Raw genomic sequence first — 14,984 nt, 5'->3', positions numbered from 1 at the left:
GGGATCACCCCTTTTTCCATACGGCCAAGGGGCGATTTGCCCGCTGACTACTGTCCGCGATCCCGACCCTGTTCCCCTTTGGCCAGGATCGCCGTGTATTCGCCGGGGTCCACCCCGTTGAGGTAGTAGTTGCCCACGTGGTGCAAGCGCCAGCGAATCGGGTCGTGGGTGGTGTGCACGCGGGCATTGCGCCAGAAGCGGTCGAGGTTCCATTTGCTCAGGGCGGAGCTGGCGCCGAGCAGGGAAAACATCTCGCTGGAGATCTTCAGTGAAGCGCTATCGGAATGGGCGCGCACCGTCGCCACCGCCAGAATCAGCTCGCTCTGCAACGCCGTGTCGTGCTCATCCTGCAGGTGCTGGTCGAACAACCGCGCGGCCTCGCGCAACAATGATTCGGCAGCGCGCAAGGCCAGGGCGAATTCGCCAATCTGGCGGATCACGTGGGGCTCTTCACTGGCGCGGTCCACACCACTTTCCACCCAAGGCCTGGCATGCTGGCGCAGGTACTCGACCCCGGCCTGCAAGGCGCCGGCTGCGATGCCCGTGTCAATGGCGGCGTGCAGGATTTGTGGAAAGGTCAGCCCGGTACGTTTCATCGGCCCTTCGCGCAGCAGCACGTAATCTGCATCCAGGATGATGTCTTCGAAGCGTACAGTGCCGCTCACTGAGTGCTGCTGACCGAATGCACGCCAGTCGTCCACCAAGGTCAAGCCAGGAGTGTCGCGGTGCAGCCAGATGCCCGCGCCGCCTTGCTCCGAGGCCGCGGCCAGCCAGATCCAGTCGGCCAGGTAAGCGCCGGTCGAGTAGAACTTGCTGCCGTTGAGCACCAGTTGCCCGTCTGCGCGACGCTCCACGCGGGTTTTCAAGGCAAATTTGTTTTTCCCGCCGACTTCGGCCAAGGCGTTGGCTAGGCGCTTGCCGGCCAATACATCGCTGACGATGCGTTGGCGTGCCGTCTTGCTGTAGTCCTCCAGTATGCCGCGCAGCATTACGTAGTGAATCTGCAGCAATTGGCCGACACCCCCGTCAGCGGCGGAAATGATCCGTACTACCTCCACCTGGGTGAGTATTGACGCCCCCAGCCCGCCCAGCGCCGCAGGCACGCCAATCGCCGTCAGGCCGTAGTCGCTAAGCCATTGAGCCTGGCGGCTGGGCAACTGCTCGTTGTGTGCAGGATCGTTTGCAAGTTGGGCGATCCGCACGGCGGCGGCGGCAGCGGCTTCCAGGGCGTGGCGTTCGGTGCGCAGGGGGAGATGAGGGGCGATGTTACTCATGGATGAAAGTCTCGCAGGGCAGGTAAAAGTAGGTCCATACGGGTGCTGAGCAAGTTCTGCGCCAGCGCCTGTTCGCCCGTGTGCGCTGGCGGTGGCAGGGTGCGTGTGTGGCGTGTTGTGGCAGCGGCAGCAATGGTTGCTGGTGGCCTGCTGCGCTGGCAGCAGTCGGTTGTTTTTAGGGTCTCTAATTTAAATTAAATCCTTGTAAATCAGGTGCTTGTTCTGTTGGCATGGTCGTTGCGATGGGCTGCGTATCTACCCGTTATCGGGTCTTTCATTCGCGCTGATCGGAGTTCCCATGCCCATTGCTGCCACCTTGCCCACCCCCACGCTGGACACGCTGTGGTTCACTCGTTGCCCGGTACCCACCGCGTCCGGTATTGCGTTCAAGTTGGGCTGGTTGGCCGAGGAGTTCGCCCGCGACGGCATCCGCGTTGCCACCTTGCAGGACACTCAGCAGCTGGGGCGTCACCACTACGATCACGAACTGCCTGGGCTGTTTCGCGAAGGCGGCAACGTGCCGGCCCTGGCCGCGCGCGGCGCTGGTACGCCGACACGTTTGATCGGTCTGACCTGGATCGAGGAATGGCAAACCATCCTTGTGCGTCCCGACTCGGGCATTCGCTCTCCCCGCGACTTGCGTGGCAAGCGCCTGGCGCTGCCAGCTTGGGAAGCGGGCGACCGCCCCGGCAGCATCGCCCGTGCCATGAGCTTGTCCGGCTACAAGGGCGCACTCTCGTTGGCGGGCCTGGACTTCACTGATGTCCACCTGGTGGAGGTGGCCCTGCACCCCCGCGACGACAGCCTGCCACCCCAGGAAGGTCTTCAGCGCCTGTGGTCGGGCCTCGATCACCTTGTACGCGGTGAAGTGGACGCGGTGTACGTCAAAGGCGCCTCCGCTGCCGACGCCGCCCAGCGACTCGGGTTGGTGGTGGGCATCGACCTGGACCAGGTCGCCACGCCGCGCCAGCGCATCAACAATGGCACGCCACGGCCCATCACCCTCCACCAAAACCTGTTGGACGAACACTACGACGTCGTGGTGCGTTTCCTCGCACAAACCCTGCGCGCCGCCGATTGGGCCAGCCAGAACCTCGACGCACTGCGGGGCATCCTGGCGGAAGAAACCCGCGCCGCCAGTGCCGGTGTGGAAGCGGCCTATCGCGGCGATTTCCACACCTCACTGCACCCGGACCTGTCGACCGAGCGCCTGGAATACCTGGCGCTGCAAAAAAACTTCCTCTATCGCCACGGTTTCCTCGAGCACGACTTCGACCTCGCCCAATGGGTCGCCCCCCAGCCCCTGCAAGACGCCCGCGCACTGCTGTCGAGCCGTGCCTCTGCCACGCCGACGCAAGGACGCTAAGCCCATGCCCGCACAATGTCGCTACAACCGCCTGGCCTTGGCGATTGCTGGCACCCTGGCGTGGCACAGCCAGGTTGCCTTCGCCGCCGTTGAAGGAGTTGGAGGCAACGATGCCTTACCCACTGTCACCGTCACCGCGCAAAAGCGCGAAGAGTCGCTGCAGGATGTGCCTTCAGCGATCTCTGTAGTCGGCGCCAAGGACATCGAGAGCAGCGGTGGCGGTTTCAGCGCCGGCAAGGCCTTGCGCAACGTACCCAACGCCATCGCCCCGGAGTTCGCCGGGCACCAACGGCCGCGCTGGTACATCCGTGGCATGGGCTCCGGCGATATGGCCTCGACCACGGTCTACCCAGTGGGCATCTACGCCGACGACGTGTACATCGACCCCCATGTCGCCACCGGCTTTCCTCTGTACGACATGGAGCGTGTCGAAGTGCTGCGCGGCCCCCAAGGCACCCTGTGGGGCAAGAACACTACCGGCGGGGCGATCAACTTTGTCTCGCGCAAACCCACCTTTGAAGACCCCGCGGGCTACTTCAAGGCCGATGCCGGCAACTACAACGCCAAGCTGTATGAAGGCGCCTACGGCGGCACGTTGCTTAAGGACAAGCTGGCCGGACGCGTGTCGTTCATCGACCAGAGCAGCGATGGCCAGTTGAAAAACAAGGTGGATGGCCACACCGTCGGCAACATCCACGATCAGGCGCTGCGCCTGCAATTGCTGGCGCAAATAAACGATGACCTGCAAGCCACCCTTCAACTGCATGCTCGTGACTACAAAGGCCAGGGCATTGCCACGCGTGCCTGGGGCGCGGGGCCGGGAGGTACCACACTGTTCGGCCCGGCACCCAAGCCCAATACCGGCCATGCGGCGTTCACCGGCAAGGCTGAGGACCGCATCCAGCACAATGGTGTGCAGCTGGCGTTGAAGTGGAACCTGGGCGATCTGCAACTGGATTCGATCACCGCGTTCGACGACATCCAGGAAAAGGCCCAGGGCCCGAACATGAGCATCTACGAGTTCGGCCGTTCCTATTCTGACGACCATTGGAAGCAGGCGTCCCAGGAACTGCGCCTGTCGTCGGCGAAGAACCAGCCGGTCAGCTGGATCATCGGTACCCATCTGTTCCACGAACACCTGGACAGCGCCGCCAGCAGCGCTTTACTGCCGGCCGACTACAACCAGGCCTTCGGCGTCGCCGATTACGGCAAAACCTCCATCGACCAGAACACCGACAGCTTCGCTCTGTTTGGCAGCACCACCTGGCAGGTCACCGAGCCCTTGAGCCTCACTACCGGCCTGCGCTGGACCCGTGAAACCAAAGACATCGACCTGCAACGCGTGGCCGCCACCGACAGCAACGATGTGTCGTTCCGCAGTGCGAACTCATGGTGGAAGCATTACACCGGGCCGCTGGCCACGACCGTGATCCAGGACGAGAAACGCACCTGGAACAAACTCACCTACGACATCACCCCGCAGTACCAGCTCAACGACAACGCCCGCGTGTATTTGCGCTATGCCAAAGGCTTCCGTTCCGGCGGTTTCAGTGGCGGCGCGTTGGTACAGGCCGAGGCTGCGGTGGTGGCGCCGGAAAACGTCGACGCCTATGAGCTGGGCATCAAAAGCGAGTGGTTCGATGAGCGCCTGACCGCCAACGCCAACGTTTTCTACTACGACTACTCGGACATTCAGGTCAACGCCGTGTCGGTGCGCGACGGCCAAGTGGTGTCGTTGCTGACCAACAGCGGCAAGGGCGTGATTCGCGGCGCCGAATTCGAGCTTGAAGCCCTGCCGATCAACAACCTGCACCTGAATGCCTCGGTGGGCTTGCTGCATACCCAATTGCAGGACTTCGAATCCGGTGGCATTGACTACTCCGGCAACCGCATCGCGCGGTCACCGTCGCGCACCCTGGCGGTGGGTGCCAGCTACCGCATCCCGCTGGACAACGGCGACTCGCTGAATTTCGGCAGCGACTGGCGCTACCAGAGCCGCATCTACTTCCTGCCCACCGCCCAGGAAGACCACAGCGTCTCGCAGGGCGGTTACACGCTCGGCAGCGCCAGCGCCACCTACCATTTTGGCGGGCGGCTGGACCTGGACCTGACCGCCTACGTCAACAACCTCACCGATAAACACTACAAGACCGACAGCGTGCCCTTGCCCTTCGATGTGGCCTGGGACGCGCGGGGTGATCGGCGCACCTTTGGTGTCAGCGCGCTGACCCGATTCTAAGGCCATGCCCACGCGTGCATCCCTGACCTTTTACTGGAGCGACACAGCATGACAATCAAACTCTTGTGGTACCTCACCGCCCCCGACGGCCCGTACCCGTGGGAAGAAGCGGGGCGCTGGGTGACCGGTTTCGAGCAACTCAAGCAGATCGCGGTGGTTGCCGACCGCCTCGGCTTTTATGGCTCGCTGTTGGGCACCAGCCCCAATGCCAACCTGGCCACCGCCGCTGCGTTGATCGATGCCACCCAGCGCCTGCGCTTTCTGGTGGCGCAGTACCCCGGTGAATTGTCACCAGCGGTCCTGGCCAAGTGGGCGTTGAGCTTCGATCAGTATTCGGGCGGGCGCTTGTTGCTCAACCTGGTCAACGGTGATGACAGCGGCCTGGCGTCCTTGGGCGTGCACTTCCCCCACGATGAGCGCTACGACTTCAGTCGCGAATACTGGCGCGCGTTTCGCAGCGTGTATGCCGGTCAAACCCAAGGCTTTGACGGCAAGTACATCAAGCTGGCGCCGCGTGACCCACAGCAGGCCCATCACCCTCTGGGTGGGTGGTTGGCACCGACGCAATCCACCCCGATCGAGTTCTGGGGCGCGGGTACGTCCGATGCCGGGGTTGCCCATTCGGCGGACTTGCTGGACGTGTACCTGAGCTTTGCCGACACCCCGTCACGTCTGGGTGAGAAATTTCGCCGTGTCGGCGCCGAAGCGGCGAAGCGCGGGCGCACCCTGCGTTTCGGCACACGCTTACAGATCATCGTGCGCGAGACCGAGGAGGAGGCGTGGGCCCACGCCGAGTTATTGTTACAGCGCACCTCGCTGCAAACAGCCCTGGACAGCGTCGCGGGGCAACTGCCTCCCGGCGAAACCCTGGGCAGTTACGTCAGCGAAGATCCCCAGGTGCAACGCAACCTGCAGACCCTGCGTGAAGGGCGCCTGCCCTCGGCTCGGGAGCTGGAGATCTACCCCAATGTATGGCTAGGGCCAAGCCTCTTCGGTTTCGACATCCTGCGCCCGGCGGCCGGTACCTACCTGGTGGGCAGCGCCGCCCAGGTCGCCGAGCGCTTGCGCGAGTACCAGGCACAAGGCGTGTCGGCGTTCATTCTCTCGGGCTATCCGCTGATCGATGAAGCCCAACGCGTGGCTGACCTGCTGTTTCCATTGCTGGACCTGGATCATGGTTTCGAGATCCCGTCGTTGTCTGCGAGGTGAGCCCCATGTTGTCTCTTCCTTGGCGCGCTCTGGCGGCCAATCGACAAGTGCGCCAGGGCGCGGGGCTGAGCCTGCTGGTGATCGGCCTGGCGCTCGCCGGGCCGTTGCTGGCGCCCTATGGCGCCAGTGAATTGCTCGGGCCGGTGTACGGCGCGCCCACGGCCGGTGCGCCGTTGGGGTACGACTACCTCGGGCATGACGTATTGTCGCGAGTGTTGGTGGGCGGCTGGAGCGTGGTGTGGATGTCCCTCGCGGCGTCGTTGCTGGCGCTGCTGACGGGCGCCGGGCTGGGGCTGCTGGCGGGGTTCTCCCGTGGGCCGCTGGACCGGCTGATTCGCTGGAGCGCCGACGTGTCCCTGGCTTTTCCCGAGTTGATCCTGGTGCTGTTGGTGGTGTCGTTGCTCGGACGTGAGCCGTGGGTGATCGTGCTGACCGTGGCCTTCGCGTTTCTACCCGGAATGATTCGCCAGACCCGCGCCAGTACCCAGGCCGTGATGGAGCAGGCGTTTATCGAAGTGCTGCGTGCCATGGGATTACCGCGCCGGCACCTGTTGTTACGCGAAGTACTGCCGAACATCCTCACGCCCATGCTCGTGCACTTGGGCAGCATGCTGACCTGGGCCATTGGTATCTTGTCGGGGCTGAGTTTCCTTGGCTACGGTGTGGCGCCACCGGCGGCGGACTGGGGCCTGATGATCAGTGAGAACCAGGGCGGGCTGGTCCTGCAACCCTGGGCCGTGCTGGTGCCGGCCTTGTTGATTGGCGTGTTCGCCTACGCCACCAACATGCTTGCCGAAGGCATAGGTCGGGTGCGCGCCGGGGTGTTGGAGCATACGCCATGAAACCGTTGCGCGTTGAGCACCTGCGGGTGCAACTGGACAGTGGCAGAGACGTGATTGCCCAGATCAATTTCGAATTGAGTGCGGGGCAAATCCTTGGCCTGGTGGGGGAGTCCGGTTCGGGCAAAACCACGTTGGCCACCGCACTGTTAGGCCATGTGCGCAAGGGCGCGCAGCTCACGGATGGGCGGGTGATTGTCGCGGGTGCCGACGTGCTGAGTCTGCATGGCGAAGCGCTGCGCAAAGCCCGTGGCGGTTTGGTCGCCTATATCCCCCAGGACCCGGCGATGGCGCTTAACCCGGCGTTGCGCATCCTCAGGCAGTTGCACGAAACCCTGGCGGCCCATGCGCCGCAATTGTCCCGTGCGGCGCGGCAACAGCGCCTGCGGGAAACCCTGCAGCAAGTGGGATTGCCGGATGACGAGGGCTTTCTCAAACGGTTTGCCCATCAATTGTCCGGCGGCCAGCAGCAGCGGGTATTGCTCGCCCTGGCGTTTATCTTGCGGCCACAGGTGGTGGTGCTGGATGAGCCGACCACGGCGTTGGACGTGACCACCCAGGCGCGCTTCCTGGCCTCCCTGCGTCAGTTGTGCAAAAGCCAGGGCGTGGCGGCGGTGTACGTGTCCCATGATCTGGCGGTGGTCAAGTCGCTCGCCGACCGCGTAATGGTGCTGTACGCCGGCCGAGTGGTGGAGTGTGCCGAGACCGCGCAGTTGTTTCGCCAGCCCAGCCACCCCTACAGCCAGCGGCTGCTGGCTGCGGCCACGTTGGCGGCCAGGCCCTCGACGGTGCTTGCGCCGCAACCGGTACTGTTGGCGGTCAGCGAGTTGGCGGTGCGCTATGCAGGGCGGCCGGTCGTCGAGGGGGTGAGCCTGCACGTGCACGTGGGCGAGTGCCTGGCGTTGGTGGGTGAGTCTGGCTCGGGTAAAAGCAGCGTGTCCCGTGCCCTGGTCGGGCTGGCGCAGGAGGCGTGCGGGCAGTTGCGCTTTGCCGGTGAGCCATTGAGCCTGGCCGTGGGCGGTCGCTCGGCAGAGCAGCGCCGTCGTATCCAGTACATATTCCAGAATCCGCTGCGCGCCTTGAACCCGCGTCACACCGTGGCGCAAAGCCTGGCCACGCCGTTGCGGCATTTCTTCGGCCTCAAGGGCGCAGCGTTGCGCCAGCGTATTGAGCAAGCGTTGATCCGTGTGGCGTTGCCCGTGTCACTGGCTGACACCTACCCCGGCAGTTTGTCGGGCGGTGAGCGCCAGCGCGTAGCGATTGCTCGCGCGCTAGTGTGTGAGCCCCGGTTGCTGATTTGCGATGAGATCACTTCGGCCCTGGATGTTTCGGTGCAGGCGTCGATCCTGGCGCTGTTGCGCGGCCTGCAGGATGAGGGGATGGCGTTGCTGTTTGTCACCCATGACCTGAATGTGGTGCGGGCGGTGGCGGATCGGGTGCTGGTGCTCAAGGACGGCAGGCTGGTGGAGCAGGGCGCGGTGACCGAAGTGTTCCAGCAACCGCGTGCGGCCTACACGCGGCAACTACTGGAGCACTCGCTTTAGGGCTGCAAACGCTGGGTGCGCAGTGTCGCAATACACAGCGTGGCCAGCAGGTCCGCGAGCAGATTCACCAGCACCACAAACGCCGCAATCGCACTCACCGCGGCCTGAATGACCGGCACGTCGCGCAGGCGAATGGCATCGTTGAGCAAGCTGCCCACCCCGGGGAAAGTAAATGCGATCTCCACCAGCAACGTGCTGCTGAAAAACACGCTGAGCGTCAAGGCCAGCCCCTGGATCAGCGGCAGTGTTGCGTTGGGCAAGGCATGCCCGAGCACCAGGCGCCAGGGTTGCAGGCCACGCAGGCGTGCGGCTGCGACGTAGTCGCTGTGCAACGCTTCGATCATCGCGGCGCGCACCAGGCGGATCAGGTACGGCGCGCTGGCCAGCACCAGCGCCGCCACGGGCAGTACCAGATAGCGCCCCTGGGCGAACGCCGAGCGTTCGGGGTCCAGTAGTGACACGGCCGGCAGCCAGGTGAACAGGCTGGTGGCGAACAACATGATCAACGCAATCGCCAGCACAAACCCCGGCAGTGACTTGAACATCACCAGCACCGGCAAGGTCAGGCGGTCGACCCAGCGGTCGCGGTATAGCGCCAACAGTGTGCCTAGTCCCACGGCCAATAGCAGGTTGCACAGCGCAACCAGGCTGAGCAGGGCCAGGGAGTTGGCGAAGCGCTGGTCAAGCAGTTGGGTCACAGCGACCTGTGAGTCCAGCGACAGGCCCAAGTCGCCACGCAACGCTGCTGCGAGCCATTGCAGGTATTGCTGCCACAGCGGCAAGTGCAAACCCAATTGCTCACGCAGCGTGTGTAACGACGCCTCGGGGGCGCCTGGCCCGAGGATCACCCGCGCCGGGTCCGAGGGCAGCAGGCGGATCGCCAGGAACACCAGCACGCTGATCAATAACACGGTGCCGAGCCCGGATAACAGGCGCCGTGCCAGCCAGCTCACGCCGGCTCCTTGAGCCACAGGCTGTCGAAGCGCCAGGTGGGGAACAAGGTCTTCTCGGCCTGGGCCCCGCCGACGCGGCTAGCGATGCCATCGAGCAGGTTGGCGTAGCCCCAGATCAGCATCCCGCCCTTGTCATGTTGGATCTGTTGCGCTTGGTGCACCAGCAAACGGCGTTTTTCCAGATCGGGTTGGGCCAGGGCCTCCAGGAACAGCCGGTCGAAAAGCGGGTCGCTGAAGTGGGTTTTATTGGCCACTGACACCGGCGCGTCAGCGTGCAGCCCGCAGGTCAGAAACGGCGCACCGATGCTGCCACCGGTGCTCAAAGGCCATTGGGTCAGTTGCGGGCCGTTGAAGGTGGCGCTGTCCACTTGGCGCACGCGAATGTCTACGCCTGCGCGCTTGGCCTGTTCGGCGAACACCAGCGCCGAAGCGACGGCGCCGCTGTCGTGGTCTGCCACCAGTTCCACGCTCAACTGTTCCTGGCCGGCTTCACGCAACAGGGTTTTGGCCCGCTCCAGGTTGTAGGGGCGTTGCGCGATGCTGTGGTTGAAGGTCGGGTCATTGGGAGCATACAGGTCGTTGGCCACGCGCCCTTGGCCATTCAAGGCACGAGCCACCAGTTCGTCGCGGTCAGCCATCAGGCGAAAGGCTTCGCGCACCCTCGGGTCGTTGAACGGCGCTTGGCTGAGGTTCATGTCGAAGGACAGCCAGTTGCCGGTCACAGAGGTCAGCACTTGCAGTTTCGGATCGGCCTGTACCAGGCGCAGGTGTTCGTTGGCCAAGCCATTGGCCAGGTCGATCTGCCCGGATTGCAGAGCCGACAGGCGTGAGGTCTGATCCTTGAAGTCGATGATCTCCAACTCATCGGCGTAGGGTTTTCCTGCCTTGTAATAGTTCTCGAAGCGGGTGAACAGCGACCGTTGGCCAGGGGTGAAGCTCTTGAACTTGTAGGGGCCGGCACCCACCGGGTTGGTCACCGGGTGATAGTCCACCGGCACGATGCCACCGAAGTTGACCCAGGTTTCCGGCAGCGGCACGAAACCGGCGCCGTCCTTGAAGCGCACGCGAAGGGTTCGCGCGTCGAGTTTCTCCAGGTTATCGCGGTCGATCCAGTGCAGCAGTGCGGCGTAGGGCGAGGCCAGTTGTGGGTCGGTGAGGCGGCGGATGGAGAACACCAGGTCGTCGGCGTCGATGGTCTTGCCGTGGTGAAACTCCAGGTCCTTGTGCAGGCGCAGCGTCCAGGTGCGCGCGTCCGGGCTGACCTCGGCCTCTTCGGCGAGGGCCAGGCGCGGCAGCATGTTCTCGTCCCATTCCCACAGTTTGCTGTAGAGCGCAAAGCCGCGAATGATGCCGCTGCCCACGGGTTTATGTGCGTCGAGGTTGCCACTGCGGCTGCCATCGATGACCCCCAGGCGCAGGCGCCCGCCATACTGTGGGCCGCTGGTCGCAGTGATGGCCTTGGCCGCCGGCGCTGCACCGTCGCCACAGGCGCTGAGCAAACTGCTGCCCAGCACGAGACTTGAGCCCAGGGTCAGGCTGTTGCCGAGGAAGCGTCGGCGGCTTAAAAACGTCTGTTCCATTACGCCACCTGTTCGCTAGGGTGCGCCGGATGCCGCGCAGCGGGCTGACGAAGATGGCGAAAGTGCGGGCGGATGTGTTCGCCCAGGCGGTAGTTCTCCTCCAGGTGCGGGTCGCCCGGCAGGAATCGGGTTTCGCCATGCAAGGGCAGGCGGGTGAAGAAGTCCATGCTCATCAAGCGATCTCCGGGAAAGGGTTAGCGGGTGCTCTCGACCTGGGCCTTGAGGTCGGGCCACAGGTCCACCAGGCCCAGGTCACGAATGGCTTGGTGGGTGAAGCGGGTGGCCAGCGACTGGCTGAGGTCGGGCTGGGTGCTGATCAACTGATTATTCAGGGCGTACTGGGACAGAGCGGCGAAGTGCTTGAGCAACTGCGCATCGGTTTTCGGTGCCCAGCGTTGGGCCCACGGCACCGGGTCGCCCTGGTCGTCGCGGCGCAACACGCTTTGCGGGGTCCCGGCCAGGGACGAGAAGCGGTAGTACTCATCGGCATTGCGTGGGTCGGCGAGCCATTGGCTGGCTTTGACCCAGGCGGTGGCGACCAGTTGGGTCAACTGCGGCTGGCTGTCGACAAAGCGCTCGGTGCCCCACAGGTCTGACACAAGGCGCCAGTCTGCATCGCCTTGTTTGCTTGACCACAGCACCCGGCCAACGTGTTTGTCTTCCAGCAGATACGCCTCGCTGAGCAGCACCGCGGCGTCCACCTTACCCGCCGACACCGCTGCGGCCCCGACTTGCGGGTTGATATTGGCGATCTTGAAATCCTTGAGCGCCAGGCCCTTGCTGGCCAGGAACTCACTGAAGGGAAACTCCCATGGACGGCCACGGTGCAGGGCCAGGCGTTTACCCTTGAGGTCTTCAATGGAATGCGCCGGCGAGTCCTTGGGCACCACGAGGTAAATGTTGTTGCCGCTGCCGCCGGGCACCACCAGTTTGCCCGGCACACCACCGGCCAGGGCGATGACCGAGGGCAGGTCGCCGCGTACGGCGAAGTCCATGCCATTGTTGGAAAAACCCTCGTTGATTTGCGGGCCGGCGTTGGCGTGGGGCAGGGCTTGCCACTCCAGGGCGACGCCGCGTTTTTCAAGTTCCTGTTCCAGCCAGCCCTCTTCGATCACCCGCCCGGGGATGCCGCCGAATACCGGCTTTCCGCCTTGGGTGAACGAGACAATCCCGATGCGCACGCTGTCAGGGGTAGCAGCGGCCAATGCCGTCAGGACCGGGCTCAGGGCCAGCGCCAGTGTGGCGATCAGGCGTTTGTAGGGCAGGTTCATGGCTGTACTCCAGCAGGCAGGTTGAAACCGTTGTTGGCGAGATAGGCCAGTGTCACGCGTGAAAGCGCGCGCACGCCCACCGGCAGGGCGTCGTCGTCCATCAGGAATTTGGGTGAATGATTCGGCCAGGTGTGGGCAGGATCGATACCGTCGGGCGTTACGCCCAGGCCGAAGAACACGCCGGGGATCCTGCGCGAGTATTCGGCGAAGTCGTCTGCTGCATAGACCCCGGATTCGATGTCCACCGCCAGCGCGGAAGAGGCTTTGAGCTGGGGCAGCAACGCATCCACCAAGGCGCTGTTGTTGTAACCTGCCGGGTAGGTCGGCGTGACCTCTATGTGGGCACTGGCGCCGGCACTTTCCGCGATTTTGCTGGCGGTGCGGCGCAGGCGTTCGATCACATCGTCGCGCTGGGCCTGGCTCAAGGTACGCACGGTGCCTTCCAGGCGCACCTGGGCGGGGATGATATTGCTGCGTACGCCCGCGTCGATGCGACCGACTGAAATGACCGGCGCCGGCAGTGCTACCAAGTCCATCTGGCGGCTCGGGATGGTTTGCCAGCCCAATACGATTTGCGCCGCCAGCGGGATCGGGTCGATGCCAGCCCAGGGAAAGGCGCCGTGGGTTTGCTCGCCGGTCACTGTGGCCACAAAGGTATCCGCCGCGGCGGTGGTGCGTTGGCGGCTGATCGACAGCGACCCGGAAGCCCCCGGGCCCACATGCAGGCCGAAAATCGCTGCCGGCGCCGGGTCAGCCAACACGCCTTGTTCGATCATCAAGCGTGCGCCGCCTTTCTCGCCCACCGGCACACCTTCCTCGGCTGGCTGGAAGATGAACTTGACCGTGCCGGGCAGGCTGTCCTTGTGCTTGGCCAGCACTTCGGCCACCCCCAGTACAATCGCGATATGCGCGTCATGGCCGCAGGCATGCATCACGCCGACGGTCTTGCCGGCCTGGCTGAAATCGTTGCCGCTGTAGGGCACGGTAACGCTGGAGGCGTAGGGCAGACCCGTCTGTTCGGTGACCGGCAGCGCATCCAACTCTGAGCGGATAGCGACCACTGGGCCGGGTTTGCCGCCGTGCAAAATCCCCACGACACCGGTGTGGGCCACCTCGGTCTGCACCGTGATCCCAAGTTCACGCAAGCGTTTGGCTACGCGTTTGGCGGTGTCGAATTCGCGATTGCCCAGTTCGGGATGCTGGTGAATGGCATGACGCAGTTCGATCAGTTGCGGCGTGGCGCGCTGGATATCCTGATCCAGTTGGCTCAACCGCTGTGGGTCGATCTCGGTGGCCATGGCCAGCGGCGATGCCAGCAGTGTGGCGATCATCGCAGGCAGGGAACGGGTTGATTTCATGAACAGGCCTCGGTGGTCAAACGACGAATACCGGGCTACAACGCAGAATGCATGCCAGCCGCCAAAGCGCCCTGTACCAGAGGGTTTGACGGGCTCAAGGGGGGATTTGTGCTGGTCAGGCAGCGACCGATTGCTGATGGGTTGCTGCTCCAGCAGCAGCTATTTTTATATTCTTTAATAGAATAACCAAATACTAATTAATAATTATTTTATCTATGCGGCTTGGTTCAATATGAGCCCAAGTACTTTGGACACAGGACCGTAAGATGTCATTGCTCACCCACCCCAACGCCCGTGAACTGAGCAAAACGGTTCGGGCCACCGTACTGGTTTTCAAAGACCCGCGCTCCCAGGAACTGCTCAACCGCATCGAGCGCCTCGCCCCCAGTGAAGCCAATGCCTTGATCATTGGCGAGACCGGCACCGGCAAAGAATTGGTGGCGCGCCAGATTCATAATCTGAGCCGGCGCAGCCAGGAGAATTTTGTCGCGGTCAACTGCGGTGCCTTTCCCGAAACCCTGGTGGAAAGTGAGCTTTTCGGCCATGAGAAGGGCGCGTTCACCGGCGCCACCCAGAACAAAGCCGGCTGGTTTGAAGCGGCCAACGGCGGCACCTTGTTCCTCGATGAAATCGGCGACTTGCCGCTGGGCATGCAGGTCAAATTGCTGCGGGTACTGCAGGAGCGCGAGGTGGTACGCCTGGGCTCGCGTACGCCGATTCCGATCAATGTGCGGCTGGTGGCGGCCACCAATATCAACCTGGCCGATGCCGTGGTGGCGGGTAATTTCCGTGAGGATCTGTTTTACCGGCTGCATGTGGCAACCATCCGTCTGCCGCCTTTGCGTGAGCGTCCGGGAGACATCCTGCCGCTCACCGAGTTCTTCGTTGCCGAACACTGCCGGCGCCTGGGCTACAGCAGTGCACAACTGAGTTCTGAGGCCGAGCGCAAACTGCTGGCCCACAACTGGCCAGGCAACATTCGCGAGCTGGAGAACGCCATTCACCACGCCTTGCTGGTGTGCCGTCAGCAATTGATCCAGCCGGGGGATTTGCATCTGGTGGAAATGAGTGCCGCCGTCCGCCAGGAAATCCAGGCGCCCCTGGGGCTTGCGGCGAGCGGCGGGGATCTGGAGTCGGCCTTGATCAGCCTGTTCGAGAAGAACCTGGACAACCTGTTCGATCACATCGAAGAGTGCGTATTTCGCACGGCCTATCAGTTCTGCCATGGCAACCAGTTGCAGACCGGTCGCCTGTTGGGCATCAGCCGCAATATCGTACGTGCGCGTCTGGAGAAGATCGGCGAGTTGCCACCCATCGGTGGCTACCCGGTCAAGCCTGAGTAAGGGGGAGC

At 63.5% G+C, this 14,984-nt stretch carries 12 protein-coding genes; 6 read left to right on the top strand and 6 right to left on the bottom strand.

The window, feature by feature from the left end:
* Positions 1 to 47: 47 nt before the first annotated feature.
* Entirely contained in the window at positions 48 to 1,274 is a 1,227-nt protein-coding gene (locus FRT59_RS21420) for an acyl-CoA dehydrogenase family protein (RefSeq protein WP_153872332.1), read from the bottom strand.
* A 298-nt stretch (positions 1,275 to 1,572) separates the two neighbouring features.
* On the opposite strand from FRT59_RS21420, the gene FRT59_RS21415 reads away from it, so the two are divergent.
* From FRT59_RS21415 to nikE, 5 genes are read left to right on the top strand one after another with little or no spacing between them, the layout of a single operon-like run.
* Positions 1,573 to 2,640, top strand: coding sequence for an ABC transporter substrate-binding protein (locus FRT59_RS21415; RefSeq protein WP_153872331.1), 1,068 nt, complete (start codon positions 1,573 to 1,575; stop codon positions 2,638 to 2,640).
* A 4-nt stretch (positions 2,641 to 2,644) separates the two neighbouring features.
* On the top strand, positions 2,645 to 4,879 hold the full coding sequence (locus FRT59_RS21410; protein WP_153872330.1) for a TonB-dependent receptor: 2,235 nt from the start codon (positions 2,645 to 2,647) through the stop codon (positions 4,877 to 4,879).
* A 48-nt stretch (positions 4,880 to 4,927) separates the two neighbouring features.
* Positions 4,928 to 6,088: an LLM class flavin-dependent oxidoreductase gene (locus FRT59_RS21405; RefSeq protein WP_153872329.1), complete on the top strand. Its 1,161-nt coding sequence runs from the start codon at positions 4,928 to 4,930 to the stop codon at positions 6,086 to 6,088.
* A gap of 5 nt (positions 6,089 to 6,093) precedes the next feature.
* On the top strand, positions 6,094 to 6,930 hold the full coding sequence (locus FRT59_RS21400; RefSeq protein ID WP_153872328.1) for an ABC transporter permease: 837 nt from the start codon (positions 6,094 to 6,096) through the stop codon (positions 6,928 to 6,930).
* Positions 6,927 to 8,471: a nickel ABC transporter ATP-binding protein NikE gene (nikE, locus tag FRT59_RS21395; RefSeq protein WP_153872327.1), complete on the top strand. Its 1,545-nt coding sequence runs from the start codon at positions 6,927 to 6,929 to the stop codon at positions 8,469 to 8,471. Before FRT59_RS21400 ends, nikE begins: the two co-directional genes overlap by 4 nt.
* Here nikE and FRT59_RS21390 read toward each other — a convergent pair.
* The 5 genes from FRT59_RS21390 to FRT59_RS21370 are packed head-to-tail and all read right to left on the bottom strand — an operon-like array spanning position 8,468 to position 13,633.
* Complete coding sequence (locus FRT59_RS21390) at positions 8,468 to 9,424, bottom strand: ABC transporter permease (protein ID WP_198809723.1); 957 nt, start codon at positions 9,422 to 9,424, stop codon at positions 8,468 to 8,470. The two genes, nikE and FRT59_RS21390, sit on opposite strands and share 4 nt — an antisense overlap.
* Entirely contained in the window at positions 9,421 to 11,004 is a 1,584-nt protein-coding gene (locus FRT59_RS21385) for an ABC transporter substrate-binding protein (RefSeq protein ID WP_153872325.1), read from the bottom strand. The genes FRT59_RS21390 and FRT59_RS21385 overlap by 4 nt, the downstream gene beginning before the upstream one ends.
* The gene (locus tag FRT59_RS21380; protein ID WP_198809722.1) at positions 11,004 to 11,177 is read right to left on the bottom strand and encodes a hypothetical protein; all 174 of its coding nucleotides are present in this window, start codon (positions 11,175 to 11,177) and stop codon (positions 11,004 to 11,006) included. Before FRT59_RS21380 ends, FRT59_RS21385 begins: the two co-directional genes overlap by 1 nt.
* Positions 11,178 to 11,198: 21 nt before the next feature.
* Entirely contained in the window at positions 11,199 to 12,275 is a 1,077-nt protein-coding gene (locus FRT59_RS21375; protein WP_153872324.1) for an ABC transporter substrate-binding protein, read from the bottom strand.
* A complete protein-coding gene (locus tag FRT59_RS21370) occupies positions 12,272 to 13,633 on the bottom strand; it encodes an amidohydrolase (RefSeq protein ID WP_153872323.1) in 1,362 nt (453 codons plus the stop codon). Before FRT59_RS21370 ends, FRT59_RS21375 begins: the two co-directional genes overlap by 4 nt.
* Positions 13,634 to 13,899: 266 nt before the next feature.
* Here FRT59_RS21370 and FRT59_RS21365 point away from each other — a divergent pair, with 266 nt between their 5' ends.
* Positions 13,900 to 14,976, top strand: a complete 1,077-nt coding sequence (locus tag FRT59_RS21365; RefSeq protein WP_153872322.1) for a sigma-54 interaction domain-containing protein — start codon at positions 13,900 to 13,902, stop codon at positions 14,974 to 14,976.
* Positions 14,977 to 14,984: the final 8 nt, after the last annotated feature.

It is taken from the genome of Pseudomonas haemolytica, from assembly GCF_009659625.1.
Classification (GTDB): Bacteria; Pseudomonadota; Gammaproteobacteria; order Pseudomonadales; family Pseudomonadaceae; genus Aquipseudomonas; species Aquipseudomonas haemolytica.
Note: the sequence above shows the minus strand (reverse complement) of the source record. Positions and strands in the feature narration are given on the sequence as shown.